Here is a 17,646-nt window from a genome sequence, read left to right as displayed (position 1 = left end):
GGGAGTAAGAATTAATTTAAAGGGTGGATGATCTCCACCCTTCTTATGTTTTTTAGATTACTACTTTAACCCTGAATGAAAGCGTGTTATAATTTATATAGACAATTTTATCGGTTATTTTGGTTGGAGATTCGGAGAGACCAAACAAATCAAGCCTTTGACAAACTAGTGCAAAGGATGATTTGTGCTGGTCTCTTTCTGTATATATAAGATCTTTTGGGGGAAATGGCGATGAGAAAACTGGAAACTGAAGTTGTAGTGATTGGTGGAGGGGCGACAGGTGCTGGCGTATTGAGAGACTTGGCACTTCGTGGCATCAAAGCGATTCTTGTTGAACAACAGGATTTAGTTCATGGTACTTCCTCTCGCTATCATGGACTACTCCATTCAGGTGCGAGATATGCGGTTGGGGATGCAGAGACCGCGCGTGAAAGCTATGAAGAAAATTTAATTGTGAAACGGACTGTGCCGGGTTCGGTCGAAGATACAGGTGGCCTTTTTGTAAAGGTTCCTCAAGATGACGATGCCTTTGTTCAAAAATGGCTTGAAGGATGTAAGAAAGCTGGGATTCCGGTAAAAGAGGTTCCACTAGAGCAAGTCTTTTTAGAAGAACCTTCTTTATCGAAGAATATTCAAGCCGCTTATCATGTACCAGATGGTGCAGTAGATGGTTTTACATTAGTTGTTGATGTGACAGCAGATGCAGTACGTAGAGGAAGTAAAGTACTGACATATCATCAGGTAGAACAGATGATCATGCGAGATAACCGTGTGGTTGGTGTCATTGTTCGTAACGTCAATACGGGTGAACAAATTGAGATTCATGCCAACATGGTCGTCAATGCGACAGGTCCTTGGGCTGCTAGAATTGCTGCTTTCGCTGGTAGCGAAGTTCATATGATCAATAACCGTGGAATGTTAGTGGTGTTTCATCACCGTTTTAATAAAAAAGTAATTAACCGTTTACGTAAGCCAGGAGATGCTGATATATTTGTGCCTGCGCATAACGTTACTATCTTTGGAACGACTGGAGTAAATGTCCTTGAACCTGACGATTTTTCGCTATCCCGAGAAGAAGTAGACAAGATGCTTCGAGATGGTAAGGCAATGATCTCTGATGTTGAGCAGATGCGAATTATTCGCGCGTTTGCGGGGGTAAGACCTCTTTACCAAGAAAAAGGTGCTATCGGAGACAGTGGGCGGAATGTGAGTCGAGGAATGGCACTACTTGATCACAAAACTCGTGATGGTATAGAGGGAATTATTACTATTACTGGCGGTAAATTTACAACTTTCCGTTACATGGCAGAAAAAACAGTCGATTTAGTTTGTCAAAAGTTAGGTGTTTCCACTAAATGTACTACGGCAGAAGAGATTGTTCCACACCGTGAAGCAAAGGAATTTTTTAAACAAGTGAATATGGCTCCGGCGGTGAAACAAAAGTTAGTTCATTGGGCAGGTAATCGTGCGAAAAAAATTGAAGAAGGCTTACAAAAAAATGATCTTTTAAATATCGTTGTCTGCGAATGCGAACAAGTAACCCTAGGTGAAATCGAATCGGTCTTACCAGATGAAAAATTCCATTTAGGAGATATTCGTAGGAGAACACGTTTAGGAATGGGAACATGTCAGGGGACATTCTGTAATTTTCGTACAGCAGCAATAGCTGTGGAAAGAGGCATCACAACATCAGAAGAAGCAAATAAAGCACTACTTGATGCGGTAGCAGAGAGACAAAAAGGGATGAAAGTCGTAGCGACAGGAGAAACAGCCAAGCAGTTAGATTTGATGAACACCATTTATCATGTTTCTTTGGGAATGGGAAAAAAGGGGGAGAAAGCTCATGTATAATGTGGTTGTAATCGGTCAAGGCTTAACTGGAATGTTGTCAGCAATCTGGGCTAAGGAAGAAGGAGCTTCAGTTGCACTTGTGAGCCAAGGAACAGGAAAGATCATTCAATCAACAGGGGTGATGGATATTTTTCCGGGATCAGATGCTGGAATGAGCGAGCTGATTCGAGAATACCAGATCAAAGACTGGAATCCATTACTTGTTGAGAGTGGAATCGACCGTTTTAAGGAGTTAATGAGTCGATTAGGAAATCCCTATCAAGGCAAGATTGAGCAACCCGTAGAGATCGTAACGGGTTCAGGTTTTCTAAAATCAACCGCCTTATACCCGATAACAGTTGCTCCTATTCCTCATAGAGGTCATGTGGTTGTGGTTGGATTCCAAGAAATTACGGATTTTCAACACACATATGTTGCAGAAAATTTAGCAAGTGAACGTTCTGAATTGACCATTGACCATTTCTCGATTTCATTAGGTCAGCGTTCGCTTCGAACCATGACACAGCTTGATGCCGCTAGATTATTGGAACAAGAGGTAGTTCGAAAACAAGTCATTTCCAAAATAAAAGCGAAGATGAAAGAGTTATTGATTCGTAAGCCAGATTTGATTATTCTGCCTTCTGTATTAGGCGTGATGAATTGGAAAACTGTTTGGAGCGATTTTAAGACAGAATTGGACACAATCATTACTGAAGCGGTGGGTATGCCACCGAATGCAACAGCCATTCGTTTGCAAGAACAATTGCAAAAAGAAATGATTCGTTTGGGTGTACGGCAGTATGCCAATTCCAAGGTAGTGGATAGTCATCGAGTGAATCAATGGATTGAATCCGTGATGGCACGGAATACCCATAACACGATCGAAGTAAAGGGCAAATCATTTGTTTTAGCCACAGGTGGAATCCTGGGTGGAGGACTAGAGCAATTGCTGAGTGGTGTGACAGAAACAGCTCTAGGATTAGAAGTGGATGAGCAAGGCAATCTTGTGAATCCATACAAGAATCTTTTTCTCGTAGGAGCTGCACAAGGTATAGGTGTCACAAAATACGGCATTACAGGTGGAATTTTTTCGATTCTATCCAGTTATGAGTCGGTGATCAAGAATAGCTATCGTTTACAAGTAGGAGGAGAACAACATGATAAACTTACTCGAAACCAGTTATGATCAATGTCTCAAATGTAATGCTTGTGTAGTCAGTTGTCCTGTTTCCAATGCAACACTAGATTTTGGTGGACCAAAACATTTAGGACCTGAGCTGAAACGATTGATGGAGAATCAAGAACTCATTGATGATCCACGTATTGAGCTATGTACGCTATGTGGAAACTGTGATATCTCTTGCCCAGAAAATGTGCATGTCACTACATTAACAGCACAAGTCAAAGCTATTCACGCGGAGATGTTAGGTACTAAGTTTCGCGATAAAATCTTAAGTCGAGCAGAACTTGTAGGAAAAGTGGCTTCAACTTTTGCACCAATTACAAATACAGTGATGGAGATCAAACCCGTGCGTAAAATAATGCAAAGGATAATGGGAATTCATGCTGAGCGAAAATTTCCTAAGTACACCTTCAATAATTTCAACCGTCGTTATAAAAAGAAAACGGCAAAAACGAAACGAAAAGTGGCCTATTTTGTCGGTTGCTATGCTACATATAATGCCCCTGAAGTAGCTGAGGCTTTTGTGGAAGTCATGGCTTACAACGGAATTGAAGTAGCAAATCCTGATCAACATTGTTGTGGCATTCCTATGTTAGCTAACGGCCAAATGGATCAAATGATGAAAAATGCAACATTTAATGTGAATAGCCTGCTTGAATATACACGTCAAGGATACGATGTGGTACTCACTTGTACTAGTTGTACTTTAGCTTTGAAAAAAGAGTATGTTTCTATTTTAAATATACCTGGAGCTGAGGAATTAGCAGAACATGTATATGATGCTGATGAATACTTAAGAATGTTGCATGAGCAAGGGGAAATGAATACGAATTTGGCTCCAATGAATGTGAAAGCAGGATACTATGCTCCTTGTCACATGAAATCCCAAGGAATTGGCAACCCAGCCATGGATGTTCTTGAACTGATCCCTAATTATCAAATTCAGGATTTAGCTGCTGGTTGTTGTGGCCAATGTGGAACTTTTGGATTTAAAGAAGAGAAATTTGACCTGTCGCTAAAAATAGGAATTCAGATGAAGGAAGCAGTGGAAGAATTAAATGCAGATTATACAGTAACAGAATGCGGCATGTGCAAAAATCAACTAGATCAGCTTACAGATAAAAAAGTATTACATCCGATGCAAATTCTATCTGAATCTTATAATAATGCAAACAATACAAAAAAGCGGCACGCCTAATGGAATGCTGCTTTTTTAATACAATGTAAAAATATTAGGTACTTGCCGATAAGATAAAATGATAGATGACACATCTTAAGTAAACATAATGGTAGTATAGAATCCTTCAATTAGATTTGTTGAATTATTTGTGAAAGAGTCGATGTTGGACTCAACAAACTTCATGCTAGTTTGTAAAAATTTATACAGAATTATTTATAACTCAACTTTCGTACACAGAAATGTCCAGACATTGCTTGATATAACTAGGTATAGTAGCCAACGATTTATTCATTTGATTTTTAAACATGTCCATGTTTAAAGAAACCTCAGCTTCTGCTAATAATTGAAAAATATCATAAAAGAAAAGATTTACTTAAATTGTATATATACTGCTATATGAACAAAATGTGTGTTTAACTGATCCAGATGCAAAATCTATGAAGAATAATGGTAAATTTGAAGTTTGTTTTAACATGCAAACTGCAGTGGATAGTAAACATAAATCAATAGTAGCTTTTGAAGTAGTGAATGACGTTAATGATCAGAATCAATTATCTAATATGGTAAACAATGCTAAGCAAGTATTTGCGGAAGAAAAAATTACAGCAGTAGCAGATACGGGATATTTCAATATGTCTGAAATAATTAACGCAGTAGATGATAGTACAGAAATATTGATAAAAAGCCAAAAAGGAAAACAAGAAAAAATTCAAAATGGTTTTGATAAAAAAATTTCCAATACGATAAAACAGATGATGTTTATATATGCGCAATGGGCTATAGATTAGAATTTAAGTGGAACGGCAAGCAAAATGGAAAAGATTATAAGCGCTATACATGTGATAACTATATGGATTGTGGAAAAAAAGATTCTTGCACTTCATCTAAAGGTGAAAGAGCTGTAACAAGGCTTAAAGAGGAAGAGATCATAGAGATGAGAACACCATAGCAAAAAATGATATTTACAAAAAAAGGGGCTCGATTGCATCCTTTTGGAACTATAAAAAGACACTTAGGTTATACATATTTTTTAACAAGAGGACTTGATTCAGTAAATACTGAGGGAGGCTTTATTTGCCTTGCTTATAATTTGAAAAGATTGATTAACATCATGGGAGTTAAGGAGTTAGTGCGGAGGTTCAGAGAGAGTATAGCCTCAAGATTATGTATATTTTTCACTTTTCACAAAAAATTTCAAAAAAACTTCCTGTTTATGGAATTAAGTGATAATACAAACTAATAGTTAGACAGACTCACGTGTGGTGTGAGAAGACGCTGAATAAAATAATTATTCAGCTCTTACTCGATTTGATATTGTAGAAGTGTAGAAGTGTAGAAGCATACTATTATAATTATAATACTAAAAAATTAAGTTAAAATTTTAGTAAAAATTTAATTGACTGAAAAAAATAAATATAATATCATTTAATTGAAGGCGCTTTCAGTAATTAAAACTATCATTAACGAGGAGGATTTAAAGTGAAGAAGTTGATTTCAATCTTTTTAATTATTATGTTGTCTTTATCTATCGTAATTACTGGTTGTTCAAATGCATCATCTGGTTCAGATGATGTAGTAGTAAAAATAGAGTTTTTTCATTATAAAAGAGAAGCAATAGATACATTTGATAAATTGATTAAGAAGTTTGAAAGCGAAAATCCAAATATAAAAGTGGAACAAGTTAGCCCACCTGAAGCAGAAGTTGTATTAAAAACACGAGTAGCGAAAAATGATATTCCGGACATCATCGGAATAGGTGCAAATAATAACTACAAGGAATTATCAAAAGCAGGGGTTTTTGTCGACTTGTCAAAGGATAAAAATTTAGAATTAGTACAACCTGCTTATCTACAAATGTTAAAAAATGTATCTGGATTAAATGAAATCTATGCCATTCCATTCGCTGCAAACGCCGATGCAGTGATTTATAATAAGAAAATTTTCTCTGAACTAGGACTTCAAGTTCCGAAGACATGGGATGAATTTATTCAGGTTGCAGAGAAGGTAAAAGCAGCTGGTAAAATTCCATTCTATTTTACATTAAAAGATGCCTGGACGACTCTACCAGTATTTAACGTTTTAGCAGCAAATACTCAAGGTGATGACTTCTATACGGAACTGAATAAAGGGAAAATTTTAGCAGGAGAAAGATATAAAGAAGCTGCCGAGAAGTTTGTTCAATTGTTGAATTACGGGCATAAGGATCAGCAAGGTGTTGGTTATAATGATGGAAATACCGCCTTTGCTAATGGAAAGGCAGCAATGTATCTTCAAGGGATCTGGGCGATTCCTGAAATTAAAAAGGCAAATCCGAATATTGATCTAGGTGTATTTCCATATCCAGTAAGTAATACACCAAACAGTAGTAAAGTCGTATCTGGAGTAGATTTACAATTCAGCCTAGCTGCTTCTTCTAAACATCCTGAAGAGGCTAGAAAGTTTATTGAGTTTCTATTAAAAGAAGAAAATGCAAAACAATATATTACGGAACAAAATGCTTTTTCTACACTTAAGGGAATCGTTCAAGAAGATCCTGTTCTAGCAGGTTTAAAATCAAGCTTTGATAAGGGAGCGGTTGTTGACTTCCCTGATCATTACATTCCTGTTGGTGTAAGTGTAGATAAGGCTTTACAAACCTTAGCCCAAACGAAAGACGTGAATAAATTCTTAAACACGATTCAAACGGATTGGGAAAAAGTTGAAAATCGTAAATAGTAGAATATGGAGAAATTGGGGAACCAATTTCTCCATCTTTTAATAAGGAGTGGGACAAAGATGGAAAAGGAAAATCTTGCTCTTAATAAACCTATTCGTTCTTTCGCTTTTCCTGTGAAAGGGAGGTTTAAATCAATGAAGAAAAAAATGTAGTATTTTATTTAATGGTAATCCCTGCAGTTCTCCTTTTTGCAACATTCCATACTTTGCCAGCAATACAGGGAATTTACTATTCATTTACAAATTGGAATGGAATTAGTTTAACTTATGATTTTGTGGGTTTTAAAAACTATGTAAACCTATTTCAAGATGAAGTTGTAAAAAATTCTTATTTCTTTACATTTAAATTTGCAGTTGTTGCAACGATTCTCGTAAATATTATTAGTCTGAGTGTTGCAGTAGGTTTAAATGCAAAGATCAAAGGTAGGAATTTTTTTAGAGCCATTTATTTCTTACCTAATGTATTAGGAGTTTTAATTGTTGGATTTATATTTAATTTCTTTTTTACGAATATTTTACCAGAGGTTGGCGATAAACTGCACATTGATTTTTTATCAACGAATATTCTAGGTAGCGAGAAATATGCATGGATCGGGATCTTAATCGTGGTTATTTGGCAGGCTAGTGCATTTAATATCATTTTATATTTATCAGGTCTTCAAACAGTTCCCCAAGAGCTGTACGAGGCTTCAAGCTTGGATGGTGCAACAAAATGGCAGCAGTTTTGGAAGGTTACATTTCCGATAATTGCCCCTTTCTTCACGATCAACATGGTCTTATCGATGAAGAACTTTTTGATGGTATTTGATCAGATTGTTGCAACAACAAATGGGGGACCTGGACATGCGACAGAATCCATTTCCCTTTTAATTTATAATGGTGGATTTGCTGGAGGGGAGTTCGCATTTCAATCTGCCAATGCGGTCATTTATTTTATCGTCATCATGGTCGTTTCAATTTTCCAAATTAAAGTTCTTCAACGAAGGGAGATGGATATGTAATGAAACAGCGAGTCAATTGGTCACTAACTCTTTTGATAGCGCTAGGCTCATTAATCATCCTATTTCCGTTATATATGACGGTATCCATTGCATTTAAGACACCAGATGAGATGGCAAAATCAGTCCTTTCGTTTCCGGTGGGTTTTCATATTAAAAATTTTACTCGGGCAATTGAGGCCACGAATTTCTTTCACGCTCTTTCAAACAGTCTAATTATCACCGTTATTACGGTCGTTTTCACCATTTTAACGAATTCAATGGTTGCCTATGCAATTGCTAGAAATATGCATCGTAGATTTTTCAAAACCTTATATTATTACTTTGTTAGTGCTTTATTTATTCCGTTTCCTATTATTATGCTTCCGATCGTGAAAGAAACGTCAGCATTAGGAATGAATAACAAATTTGGGTTGATTCTGCTTTATGTGGTTTATGGAATGGCTATGAATATATTCATCTATGTTGGGTATATTCGCTCCATCCCCAAAGAACTGGAAGAAGCGGCTATTATTGATGGATCAAGTACATGGGGTGTTTTTTGGCGGATTATATTTCCTTTGATGGCACCAATTAATGCGACGATCGGGATATTAACAGCATTATGGACTTGGAATGACTTCCTACTCCCACTAATTGTGTTAAGTGATTCTGCTGATCATACATTGCCATTAGTTCAATACGTTTTTCAAACAGAGTTTGGAACTGATTATAATCTAGCATTTGCATCCTATTTATTAGCGCTTACTCCAATGGTTCTTGTATATATATTCGCACAACGATGGATTATAGGAGGAGTTACTAAAGGAGCAATCAAATAAAATAACATAGGAGTGACATGCGTAATGGGGATTGAATTTTATTCAAAAAATAAAACGTTTCATTTGAAGGCAAAAGGTACGAGCTATATTATGCAAGTTTTTCGTGCTGGATATTTAGTCCATCTTTACTGGGGGAAGAAAATCAGGGAGTATAACGAGTCAAACTTTCTTCAATTTTTAGACCGAGGGTTTTCTGGTAATCCATACAAAGATGACCGAACTTTCTCGTTAGATACGTTGCCACAAGAGTACCCTCAGTATGGCAATACCGACTATCGGAAACCAGCATACCAGATTCAATTGGTAAATGGATCAACTGTAACCGATCTAAGGTATGTGTCTCATTCCATCTATAAAGGGAAAAAATCATTAGAAGGTCTGCCAGCTACCTATGTGGAGAATGAAGATGAAGCGGAAACACTTGAAATTGTGATGGAAGATGCTTTAATTGGACTTCAAGTCATTTTAAGTTATACGGTGTTTGAACAGTATAATGTAATCACTCGATCTGTTCGATTTGTTAATCATGGAAAATCCAATCTGAAAATTTTACGTGCTTTAAGTATGTCAATTGATTTCCATGATGCGGATTTTTATTTTTTACATTTGCATGGTGCTCATATTCGTGAAAGATACATTGAAAGAAAACCGCTTCAAGTAGGAATTCAGTCAATTGAAAGTACAAGAGGGGCAAGTAGTCACCAACATAATCCTTTTATCGCATTATTAAAAAGAGATACAACAGAAGATTTTGGTGAAGTCTATGCGTTTAACTTTGTTTATAGTGGCAATTTTTTAGCCCAGGCCGAAGTCGATCAATTTCGGAATACTAGGGTTTCAATAGGAATCAATCCATTTGATTTTAGTTGGAAACTGGAACCAGGAGAATCCTTTCAGACCCCAGAGGTCGTGATGGTCTATTCTGCGGATGGGTTAAACGGTATGTCGCAAACTTTCCACCACTTATACCGAAACCGTCTCGTTAGAGGAAAATATCGAGATCAAGAACGTCCAATTTTAGTGAATAACTGGGAAGCCACTTATTTCAACTTTACTGCTGAGAAAATATTAGAAATTGCAAAAGTAGGTCGTGAACTGAGTATTGAATTGTTTGTACTCGATGATGGGTGGTTTGGGAAAAGAGATGATGATAAGTCTTCATTAGGGGATTGGTATGTCAATCGGGATAAACTACCAAATGGCTTAGATGATCTGGCCAGTCGGATTAACAAAAATGGAATGCAATTTGGCTTGTGGGTAGAACCGGAAATGATTTCCGTCGATAGTGATTTGTACAGTGAACATCCGGATTGGTGTCTTCATGTTGATGGAAGAGAACGTTCAGAAAGTCGAAATCAACTCGTACTTGATTTAACAAGAGAAGATGTCCAGGATGAAATAGTGAATCGAATATCCACAATTTTAAAAAGTGCCCCAATCGCTTATGTAAAATGGGATATGAATCGGCATATGACAGAAATTGGCTCAGCAACACTACCACCAGATCGACAAAGGGAAACGGCTCATCGATACATGTTAGGGCTATATAAAATTTTAGAGAAAATAACAACTGCTTTCCCTGATATTCTTTTTGAAAGCTGCTCTGGTGGAGGTGGGCGATTTGATCCCGGAATGCTTTATTATATGCCGCAAACATGGACAAGTGACAATACAGATGCCGTTTCACGTTTAAAAATACAGTATGGAACAAGTCTTGTATACCCGATTATTACGATGGGTGCTCACGTTTCCGCTGTCCCAAATCACCAAGTGAATCGAGTCACGTCGTTAGATATGCGTGGGGACGTTGCGATGTCAGGAAATTTTGGATATGAGTTAGATTTGACGAAGTTATCTGAGGGTGAAAAAGAAATTGTGAAGCGTCAAGTTGAAAAATATAAAAGGATACGAAGTTTAATCCAATTTGGTGATTTTTATCGTTTAAAAAGCCCATTCGAGGGAAATGACACGGCATGGTTATTCACCAACTCGGAGAAATCAAGGGTAATAGTTTTCTATTACTCTATACTTACAGAACCTGCAGCACCATTATCTGTTTTGAAACTGAAGGGGATTGATGTTTCTAAGAAATATCGTTTAGTTGGAACAGAAAAGGTTTATGGTGGAGATGAACTCTGTTATGTTGGATTAAGCATACCTGCAAATTTAAAAGGAGACTTCCAAAGTTATACATGGGAATTTAATGAGGTTTAAAAGTGAGGGGTTAGATATGGTTAAAAACCATAAGGAACGCTTAAAAGAGGCTCAGTCTGCTCTGGAAAAGGCAAGGGAACAAGTAAAAGATCGATATCGATTAAACTATCACATTATGGCACCAGCAAATTGGATTAATGATCCAAATGGTCTAATTCAATGGAAAGGCGAATATCACGTATTTTATCAACATCATCCGTATGATTCAAAAGGTGGGCCGATTCATTGGGGGCATGTGAAGAGTAAGGACTTGGTTTATTGGGAACACCTTCCCATTGCGTTAGCCCCTGGGGATGAATTTGATAAAAATGGTTGCTTCTCTGGTAGTGCTGTTGACCATGATGGAAGATTGACCCTCATCTATACAGGGCATAATGTTCTTGATGAGGTTGCAGATACATTTAAGAAAGTACAGTGTCTAGCAGAAAGTCAGGATGGCATTCATTTTTCAAAATGGGAGCATAATCCGATCATTTCAGTATCACCAGAAGATAGTTCACCCCACTTTAGAGATCCAAAGGTTTGGCGATTTCGGGATAAATGGTACATGGTCTTAGGGAATCAGACTAATGGTTTAGGACGTGTCATCCTTTACAATTCAGAGGATTTGAAGAATTGGCGGTATCAAGGAGTATTAGCCCAAAGTGATGGGAAACTTGGATACATGTTTGAATGTCCTGATTTCTTTGAATTAGATGGGAAATTCGTTTTGTTATTTTCACCTCAAGGGATAAAACCTGAAGGGGATCTCTATCAGAATCTCTATCAAAATGGATATTTAACAGGTGAATTCGATTACGAAACAAAACAGTTTCATCATGGGGAATTTATAGAACTAGATAAAGGGTTTGATTTTTATGCCGCTCAATCCTTTTTAGATGATAAAGGAAGAAGGATTGTGATAGGATGGATGAACATGTGGGAGTCGAAAATGCCTGAGCAAGAAGATGGTTGGGCTGGTGCATTGACGATTCCTCGGGAATTAAAGGTTAACTCAGAGGGTTTCTTAACAATGGAACCGATTGAAGAATTACAGAAATTAAGAAAAGATCGAGTTTCTATATCCTATTCTACGATTAAAGGTATTAAAAGATTAGAGAATATAAAGGGTGACAGTTTAGAGATTGTAGCTGAATTTGACTTAAATGAGAAAAGAACAGCCAATCGGTTCGGATTGAATGTTCGCTGTTCAGAAGATGGAAGTGAAAAAACATTGATATATTTTGATGTGGAAGAAAATAAGATGATCTTGGATCGAAATTATTCTGGTCAAGGTGAAGGTGGTATTAGAAAAGCCAAATTGAACCGTATAGATGATAATAAAATTAAGATGCATTTTTTTATTGATCGTTCATCAATAGAGTTATTTGTGAATAATGGTGAAATTGTAATGACGTCACGGATTTATCCTGATCCTGAAAGTAAGTTTTTTGAAGTATTTAGCGAAGGTGGAGAGGTTAAGCTTATAACATTGGATTCGTGGACGTTGGATAATATATGGAATTAGTAAAAGTTATTTATGTCATTAACTTGGAGGACCATCTATGTATTTGGGTGTAGATTATTATCCTGAATACTGGCCAATAGAGATGTTAGATGAAGATATAAAAGGAATTAAAGAATTAGGAGCTAATATTGTTCGTATTGGGGAATTTGCGTAGCACATGATGGAAAGTGAAGAAGGGAAATTTGATTTTTCTTTGGCTTATAAGGAAATCATTGATTGCCATGGTATTGACTATATCCATTCGGATAAAGATGTTGAGGTTTATAAAAGAGAAAGTCAAGGAAGTACTTATTTATTTGTACTAAATCATTCCTCAGAAACAAAGACTATTAGTGGTAAAAAATTACCTCCGTTTGCTAGTATTATCGTAAAAAATTAGTAAAGAATTTAATAAAATTTTTAGTAAAATTTTATTAAATAATGGTATAATATTTTTAATAGAAAATCGGAATATAAACAAAGAAAGGAGGAGCTTGGATGGCTACAATTAAGGATATTGCAGAAAAAGCAGGAGTTTCCATTGCAACTGTTTCTAGAGTGTTAAATTACGACGCAACGTTATCGGTAACTGATGAAACAAGGAAGAAAATCTTTGAAGTGGCTGAAGAGCTATCCTATAAAAAAAGATCAGTTAGAACTTCAACAGCAAAAATTGCAATGATTCATTGGTATACCGAAAAGGAAGAATTAGAAGATTTATATTATATGTCTATCCGCTTTGGGATTGAACAACGTTGTCAACAATTAGACATCCAAGTTGTTAAATATTTTTATAACAATTTAGAGGAGATAAAACAAGAAGAGATACAAGGAATGATTGCAGTAGGTAAATTCAGTGAAAATCAAGTGGCGACACTGGCTGAAATTACAGATCATATTGTATTTGTTGATTATAGCCCTGACGAGGATGCCTATGATTCGGTTGTTGTTGACTTTGAAGTTGCAACCAAAAAAATAATCAATTATTTAATTGAAAAGGGGCACCAGAAGATTGGCTATATTGGTGGCCGAGAAACATTCAAAGATGGGTCAGCAGAAATTGAAGATCTTCGAGATAAGACGTTTCGTTCATACATGCAAGAGCTTAACCTTTTTGATGAAAATTACATGTATATAAAAACCTTTACAGTGAATGATGGGTATAAAATGATGAAGCAGGCAATTCACGATCATGGAGAAAACCTGCCAACAGCCTTTTTTGTAGGAAATGATTTAATCGCTATTGGCGCATTACGAGCTCTGCTTGAGGAGAATATTTCTGTTCCTGAACGAGTAAACATTATTGGAATTAATGATATTAGTGTATCTAAATATATTTATCCCTCATTAACAACATTAAAAGTTTATACGGAGATCATGGGAGAAACAGCAGTTGATTTATTGATGGAAAGAATATCAGGACGAAAGATAGCAAAAAAGGTTTTCATAGCAACCGAACTAATTAAACGAAATAGTAGTTTTTAAGATACCATCAAGATAATTGAGGGGAAGTTGTTTTTATGGATATTCAATTACTAGTTAATAAATTTTATGAAATATTTCTAAAAGGAGAAAGCGAGGAAATCCGCGCTTTCTTCTCACCAGGCCGAATTAATTTAATTGGTGAGCATACCGATTACAATGGTGGCCATGTTTTTCCTTGTGCGATCACCTATGGCACATACGGAATAGCTAGAAAACGTAATGATCAGTCTATACATCTTTATTCTATGAATTTCTCAGAAACAGGAGTCATCAAATTTAATCTGGATGATTTAGATTATAAAAAAGATCATGGTTGGGCCAATTACCCAAAAGGGATGATTCGCTATATTCAAGAATCAGGCTGGACACTTTCAACGGGACTTGATGTTCTTGTTTATGGAAACATTCCAAATGGTGCTGGTCTTTCTTCATCTGCCTCTCTTGAGATGTTAATTGGAGTCATGGTCAATGAGATGTTTGCTTTTAATATTGAGCAAATCAATTTAGTAAAACTCGGGAAAAAAGTGGAGAATGAATTTATTGGTGTAAATAGTGGTATTATGGATCAGTTTGCAATTGGAATGGGTAAAAAGAACAATGGAATCTTCCTAGATACGAATACCCTACACTTTGAATACGCACCAATAAATCTGACAAATCATCAAATTATCATCATGAACACAAATAAAAGAAGAGAATTATCGGATTCGAAATACAATGATCGTCGCAGTGAATGTGAACTAGCACTTTCTCAGCTTCAAAAAGAACTTTCGATACAAACATTAGGTGATTTATCAGAAGAGGAATTTGAGCAACACAAAGAGTTAATTGAAGATGACGTTCTAAGACGAAGAGCTAAGCACGCAGTTTATGAAAATCAACGAACGATAAAGGCCCTTCATGAATTGAAAAATAGAAATATTGAGAGCTTTGGCCAATTAATGAATGCATCTCATCAATCGTTAAAAGAAGATTATGAAGTAACGGGGGTTGAACTGGATACATTAGTAGAAGCGGCATGGCAACAAAAAGGAGTATTAGGGGCAAGGATGACAGGCGCAGGATTTGGAGGTTGTGCAATTGCGATTGTTGAAAATGATGAAATCGAAACATTTATTCAAGAAGTAGGAAAAAAATATAAAGAAAAAATTGGTTATGAGGCCACATTTTATGTAGCAAGTATTGGCGATGGTACAAAAGAAATTACCATGGAGGTTGGACTATGAGTATTTTAGTACTTGGTGGTGCTGGATATATCGGTTCCCATGCCGTTTATAAGTTAATTGACCAAAATGTTGAAGTTGTGGTTGTAGATAATTTACAAACAGGACATCGACAAGCGATTCATCCAAAAGCTAAATTTTATCAAGGGGATATTCGCGACAAAGAATTTTTACGCCATGTATTTGAAAATGAAAAGATCGATGGTGTTATCCATTTTGCTGCAAATTCACTCGTTGGAGAATCAATGGAAAAACCATTGAAGTATTTTGACAATAATGTATATGGCACACAAGTATTATTAGAAGTAATGGTGGAATATGGTGTTAAGAATATTGTCTTTTCATCGAGTGCTGCTACCTATGGGGAACAAGAGGTGATGCCTATTACAGAAGATACTCTAGCCGTTCCCACAAATGCCTATGGGGAAACGAAATTAACGATGGAGAAAATGTTCAAATGGTGTGATGCTGCACATGGAGTAAAATATGTATCCTTACGTTATTTTAACGTAGCAGGCGCTAGACCAACAGGTGAGATTGGCGAAGACCATCATCCGGAAACACATCTTATTCCAGTGATTCTACAAGTTGCTTTAGGCAAACGTGAATATATCTCTATTTTTGGTGATGATTATGATACAGACGATGGAACAGGAATCCGTGATTATATTCATGTTGAGGATTTAATCGATGCACATATCCTTGCTCTTCATTACCTACAAAATGGAGGGAAAAGCGATATTTTCAATCTTGGAAGTAGTAAAGGGTTTTCAGTAAAAGAGATCATTGAAGCCGTTCGTACCGTAACTCAACATCCAATTCCAGCAAAAGTTGCACCAAGAAGGGCTGGCGATCCTAGCAGACTTATTGCTTCGTCTGACAAGGTTAAAAAAATTCTTGGTTGGAATCCCCAAAGAACATCGATTCATCAAATCATTGAAGACGCATGGAATTGGCATCAATCACATCCTAACGGTTTTAATGATTAGGAGGGGATGTTATATGGAAATATATTCAGCTATACAGGCACTTGTCACACAGGCTCTCTCTGTTCAATTAATAAATATAGAAGATGAAATCTATGCACGAAACCAAATTTTATCTTTACTTGCATTGAATGACTTTCCAGAGGAAGTAAAACTGGATATTGATCTAGATATCCCTGGTTTATTGGATGTGATCGTTAATTTTGCAGTAAAGAAAGGTATAGTTGATGATTTGCAAGCAGAAAAAGAAATCTTGTCTGCGAAGATCATGAATGTATTTTTGCCAAGACCTTCAGACGTAAATAAGGAATTTTACGGAAAATACAGTAAAGATCCTGCTGAAGCAACAAATTATTTTTACAAGTTAAGCAGAAATAGCAACTATATTCAAACAAAGAGTATAGCAAAAAATATAAATTATGTTACAGAAACACCCTTTGGAGAACTAGATATTACGATTAATTTATCTAAGCCAGAGAAAGACCCAAGACAGATCGTACGAGAACGGGAACTGAAAATCCCTTCTACTAAATATCCGAAATGTTTGCTTTGTATTGAAAATGAAGGCTACGTAGGGAGGATTAACCATCCTGCTCGTTCAAATCACAGAATCATACCAATTGAATTATCAGAGGAACCTTGGTTTTTCCAATATTCCCCATATGTTTATTACAATGAACATAGTATTATTCTATCTGGTGAACATAGGGATATGAAGATAGATAGAGGGACATTTCAAAGACTATTGGAGTTTGTCGAAAAATTTCCTCATTATTTTATTGGTTCAAATGCAGATTTACCGATTGTGGGTGGTTCAATCTTATCTCATGATCATTATCAAGCTGGAAATTATGAATTTGCAATGGCAAAGGCGGTTGATGATTATACATTTTCGTTAAGTAATTATCCATCTATTCAAGCTTCTGTCATTAAATGGCCAATGTCAGTAATTCGTTTAAGGGGAAAAGATAAGGAAGAGCTTGTTGATGCCTCCAACGTGATTTTGGAAAAATGGGTAAATTATAGTGATCCAGAAGTAAATATCATCGCTTATACAAACGAAACAAGGCACAATACCATTACACCGATTGCCCGCAAACGTAATGGTCAATACGAGGTTGATCTTGTTTTACGAAATAATCGTACAAGTGAGGAATATCCGCTTGGTATATTTCACCCACACCAAGATGTACACCATATTAAAAAAGAAAACATCGGTTTGATTGAGGTCATGGGCTTAGCTGTTTTACCTGCACGTTTAGCAACAGAGTTAGTTGAAATAGAAAAGTTCTTATTGGGAATACCACATCAGGTGAAAGACTATCATATGCAATGGGCTAAGGAGATTAAAGAACAATATGCTGCATCAATTACTAGTGACACAGTAAAGGATATATTGAAAAAAGAGGTTGGATTTAAGTTTCTAAAGTGTCTGGAAGATGCAGGAGTATTTAAACGAGATGAAGTGGGGCAAAAAGCTTTCAAACGGTTTATTGAACAATTATAATCGATTGGAGTATTGAGC

General features: G+C 36.3%; 15 protein-coding genes and 1 pseudogene. All 16 read left to right on the top strand.

The annotated features are described in order from the left end of the window. Window positions 1-231 precede the first annotated feature (231 nt). The 16 genes and pseudogenes from glpA (at window position 232) to galT (ending at window position 17,628) form a co-directional block, all read left to right on the top strand. The gene (gene glpA / locus U473_RS08490; protein ID WP_068725319.1) at window positions 232-1,851 is read left to right on the top strand and encodes an anaerobic glycerol-3-phosphate dehydrogenase subunit GlpA; all 1,620 of its coding nucleotides are present in this window, start codon (window positions 232-234) and stop codon (window positions 1,849-1,851) included. After that, complete coding sequence (locus U473_RS08485) at window positions 1,844-3,016, top strand: FAD-binding protein (RefSeq protein WP_068725317.1); 1,173 nt, start codon at window positions 1,844-1,846, stop codon at window positions 3,014-3,016. The genes glpA and U473_RS08485 overlap by 8 nt, the downstream gene beginning before the upstream one ends. Continuing rightward, a complete protein-coding gene (locus tag U473_RS08480) occupies window positions 2,988-4,211 on the top strand; it encodes an anaerobic glycerol-3-phosphate dehydrogenase subunit C (RefSeq protein WP_068725315.1) in 1,224 nt (407 codons plus the stop codon). Before U473_RS08485 ends, U473_RS08480 begins: the two co-directional genes overlap by 29 nt. A gap of 389 nt (window positions 4,212-4,600) precedes the next feature. Then, the gene (locus tag U473_RS08475) at window positions 4,601-4,981 is read left to right on the top strand and encodes a transposase (RefSeq protein ID WP_268807440.1); all 381 of its coding nucleotides are present in this window, start codon (window positions 4,601-4,603) and stop codon (window positions 4,979-4,981) included. 167 nt (window positions 4,982-5,148) lie between these two features. Next, complete coding sequence (locus U473_RS15680; RefSeq protein ID WP_068725311.1) at window positions 5,149-5,433, top strand: transposase; 285 nt, start codon at window positions 5,149-5,151, stop codon at window positions 5,431-5,433. 239 nt (window positions 5,434-5,672) lie between these two features. Further along, window positions 5,673-6,908 (top strand): ABC transporter substrate-binding protein, encoded by a 1,236-nt coding sequence (locus tag U473_RS08465; protein ID WP_235589085.1) that lies wholly within the window; start codon window positions 5,673-5,675, stop codon window positions 6,906-6,908. Window positions 6,909-7,072: 164 nt separating this feature from the next. Next, entirely contained in the window at window positions 7,073-7,909 is an 837-nt protein-coding gene (locus tag U473_RS08460) for a carbohydrate ABC transporter permease (protein WP_068725308.1), read from the top strand. Further along, window positions 7,909-8,727, top strand: a complete 819-nt coding sequence (locus tag U473_RS08455; protein ID WP_068725306.1) for a carbohydrate ABC transporter permease — start codon at window positions 7,909-7,911, stop codon at window positions 8,725-8,727. The genes U473_RS08460 and U473_RS08455 overlap by 1 nt, the downstream gene beginning before the upstream one ends. Window positions 8,728-8,751: 24 nt before the next feature. Further along, window positions 8,752-10,941 carry an alpha-galactosidase gene (locus U473_RS08450; RefSeq protein ID WP_068725303.1) on the top strand — a complete coding sequence of 730 codons (2,190 nt, stop codon included), beginning with the start codon at window positions 8,752-8,754 and terminating at the stop codon, window positions 10,939-10,941. Window positions 10,942-10,957: 16 nt separating this feature from the next. Next, window positions 10,958-12,448, top strand: a complete 1,491-nt coding sequence (locus U473_RS08445; protein ID WP_068727570.1) for a glycoside hydrolase family 32 protein — start codon at window positions 10,958-10,960, stop codon at window positions 12,446-12,448. Between the two features lie 37 nt (window positions 12,449-12,485). Next, window positions 12,486-12,599 (top strand): annotated as a pseudogene (locus U473_RS14615) (beta-galactosidase); the annotation flags it as partial. 6 nt (window positions 12,600-12,605) lie between these two features. Continuing rightward, window positions 12,606-12,827, top strand: coding sequence for a Beta-galactosidase C-terminal domain (locus U473_RS08440; RefSeq protein WP_068725301.1), 222 nt, complete (start codon window positions 12,606-12,608; stop codon window positions 12,825-12,827). Window positions 12,828-12,925: 98 nt separating this feature from the next. Next, on the top strand, window positions 12,926-13,912 hold the full coding sequence (locus tag U473_RS08435) for a LacI family DNA-binding transcriptional regulator (RefSeq protein ID WP_068725299.1): 987 nt from the start codon (window positions 12,926-12,928) through the stop codon (window positions 13,910-13,912). Between the two features lie 35 nt (window positions 13,913-13,947). Continuing rightward, a complete protein-coding gene (locus U473_RS08430) occupies window positions 13,948-15,138 on the top strand; it encodes a galactokinase (RefSeq protein WP_068725297.1) in 1,191 nt (396 codons plus the stop codon). Beyond that, a complete protein-coding gene (gene galE, locus U473_RS08425) occupies window positions 15,135-16,124 on the top strand; it encodes a UDP-glucose 4-epimerase GalE (protein WP_068725295.1) in 990 nt (329 codons plus the stop codon). Before U473_RS08430 ends, galE begins: the two co-directional genes overlap by 4 nt. Before the next feature lie 13 nt (window positions 16,125-16,137). Beyond that, entirely contained in the window at window positions 16,138-17,628 is a 1,491-nt protein-coding gene (galT, locus tag U473_RS08420) for a UDP-glucose--hexose-1-phosphate uridylyltransferase (protein ID WP_068725293.1), read from the top strand. The last annotated feature ends 18 nt before the right edge of the window (window positions 17,629-17,646 follow it).

The organism is Tepidibacillus decaturensis (assembly GCF_001561915.1).
Taxonomy (GTDB): Bacteria; Bacillota; Bacilli; order Tepidibacillales; family Tepidibacillaceae; genus Tepidibacillus_B; species Tepidibacillus_B infernus.
Note: the sequence above shows the minus strand (reverse complement) of the source record. Positions and strands in the feature narration are given on the sequence as shown.

Bases quoted from the DNA above. Each gene is read 5' to 3' on its own strand.
- glpA (WP_068725319.1), top strand. From the start codon at position 232: ATGAGAAAACTGGAAACTGAAGTTGTAGTGATTGGTGGAGGGGCGACA.
- U473_RS08485 (WP_068725317.1), top strand. From the start codon at position 1,844: ATGTATAATGTGGTTGTAATCGGTCAAGGCTTAACTGGAATGTTGTCA.
- U473_RS08480 (WP_068725315.1), top strand. From the start codon at position 2,988: ATGATAAACTTACTCGAAACCAGTTATGATCAATGTCTCAAATGTAAT.
- U473_RS15680 (WP_068725311.1), top strand. From the start codon at position 5,149: ATGATATTTACAAAAAAAGGGGCTCGATTGCATCCTTTTGGAACTATA.
- U473_RS08460 (WP_068725308.1), top strand. From the start codon at position 7,073: ATGGTAATCCCTGCAGTTCTCCTTTTTGCAACATTCCATACTTTGCCA.
- U473_RS08455 (WP_068725306.1), top strand. From the start codon at position 7,909: ATGAAACAGCGAGTCAATTGGTCACTAACTCTTTTGATAGCGCTAGGC.
- U473_RS08450 (WP_068725303.1), top strand. From the start codon at position 8,752: ATGGGGATTGAATTTTATTCAAAAAATAAAACGTTTCATTTGAAGGCA.
- U473_RS08445 (WP_068727570.1), top strand. From the start codon at position 10,958: ATGGTTAAAAACCATAAGGAACGCTTAAAAGAGGCTCAGTCTGCTCTG.
- U473_RS08440 (WP_068725301.1), top strand. From the start codon at position 12,606: ATGATGGAAAGTGAAGAAGGGAAATTTGATTTTTCTTTGGCTTATAAG.
- U473_RS08435 (WP_068725299.1), top strand. From the start codon at position 12,926: ATGGCTACAATTAAGGATATTGCAGAAAAAGCAGGAGTTTCCATTGCA.
- U473_RS08430 (WP_068725297.1), top strand. From the start codon at position 13,948: ATGGATATTCAATTACTAGTTAATAAATTTTATGAAATATTTCTAAAA.
- galE (WP_068725295.1), top strand. From the start codon at position 15,135: ATGAGTATTTTAGTACTTGGTGGTGCTGGATATATCGGTTCCCATGCC.
- galT (WP_068725293.1), top strand. From the start codon at position 16,138: ATGGAAATATATTCAGCTATACAGGCACTTGTCACACAGGCTCTCTCT.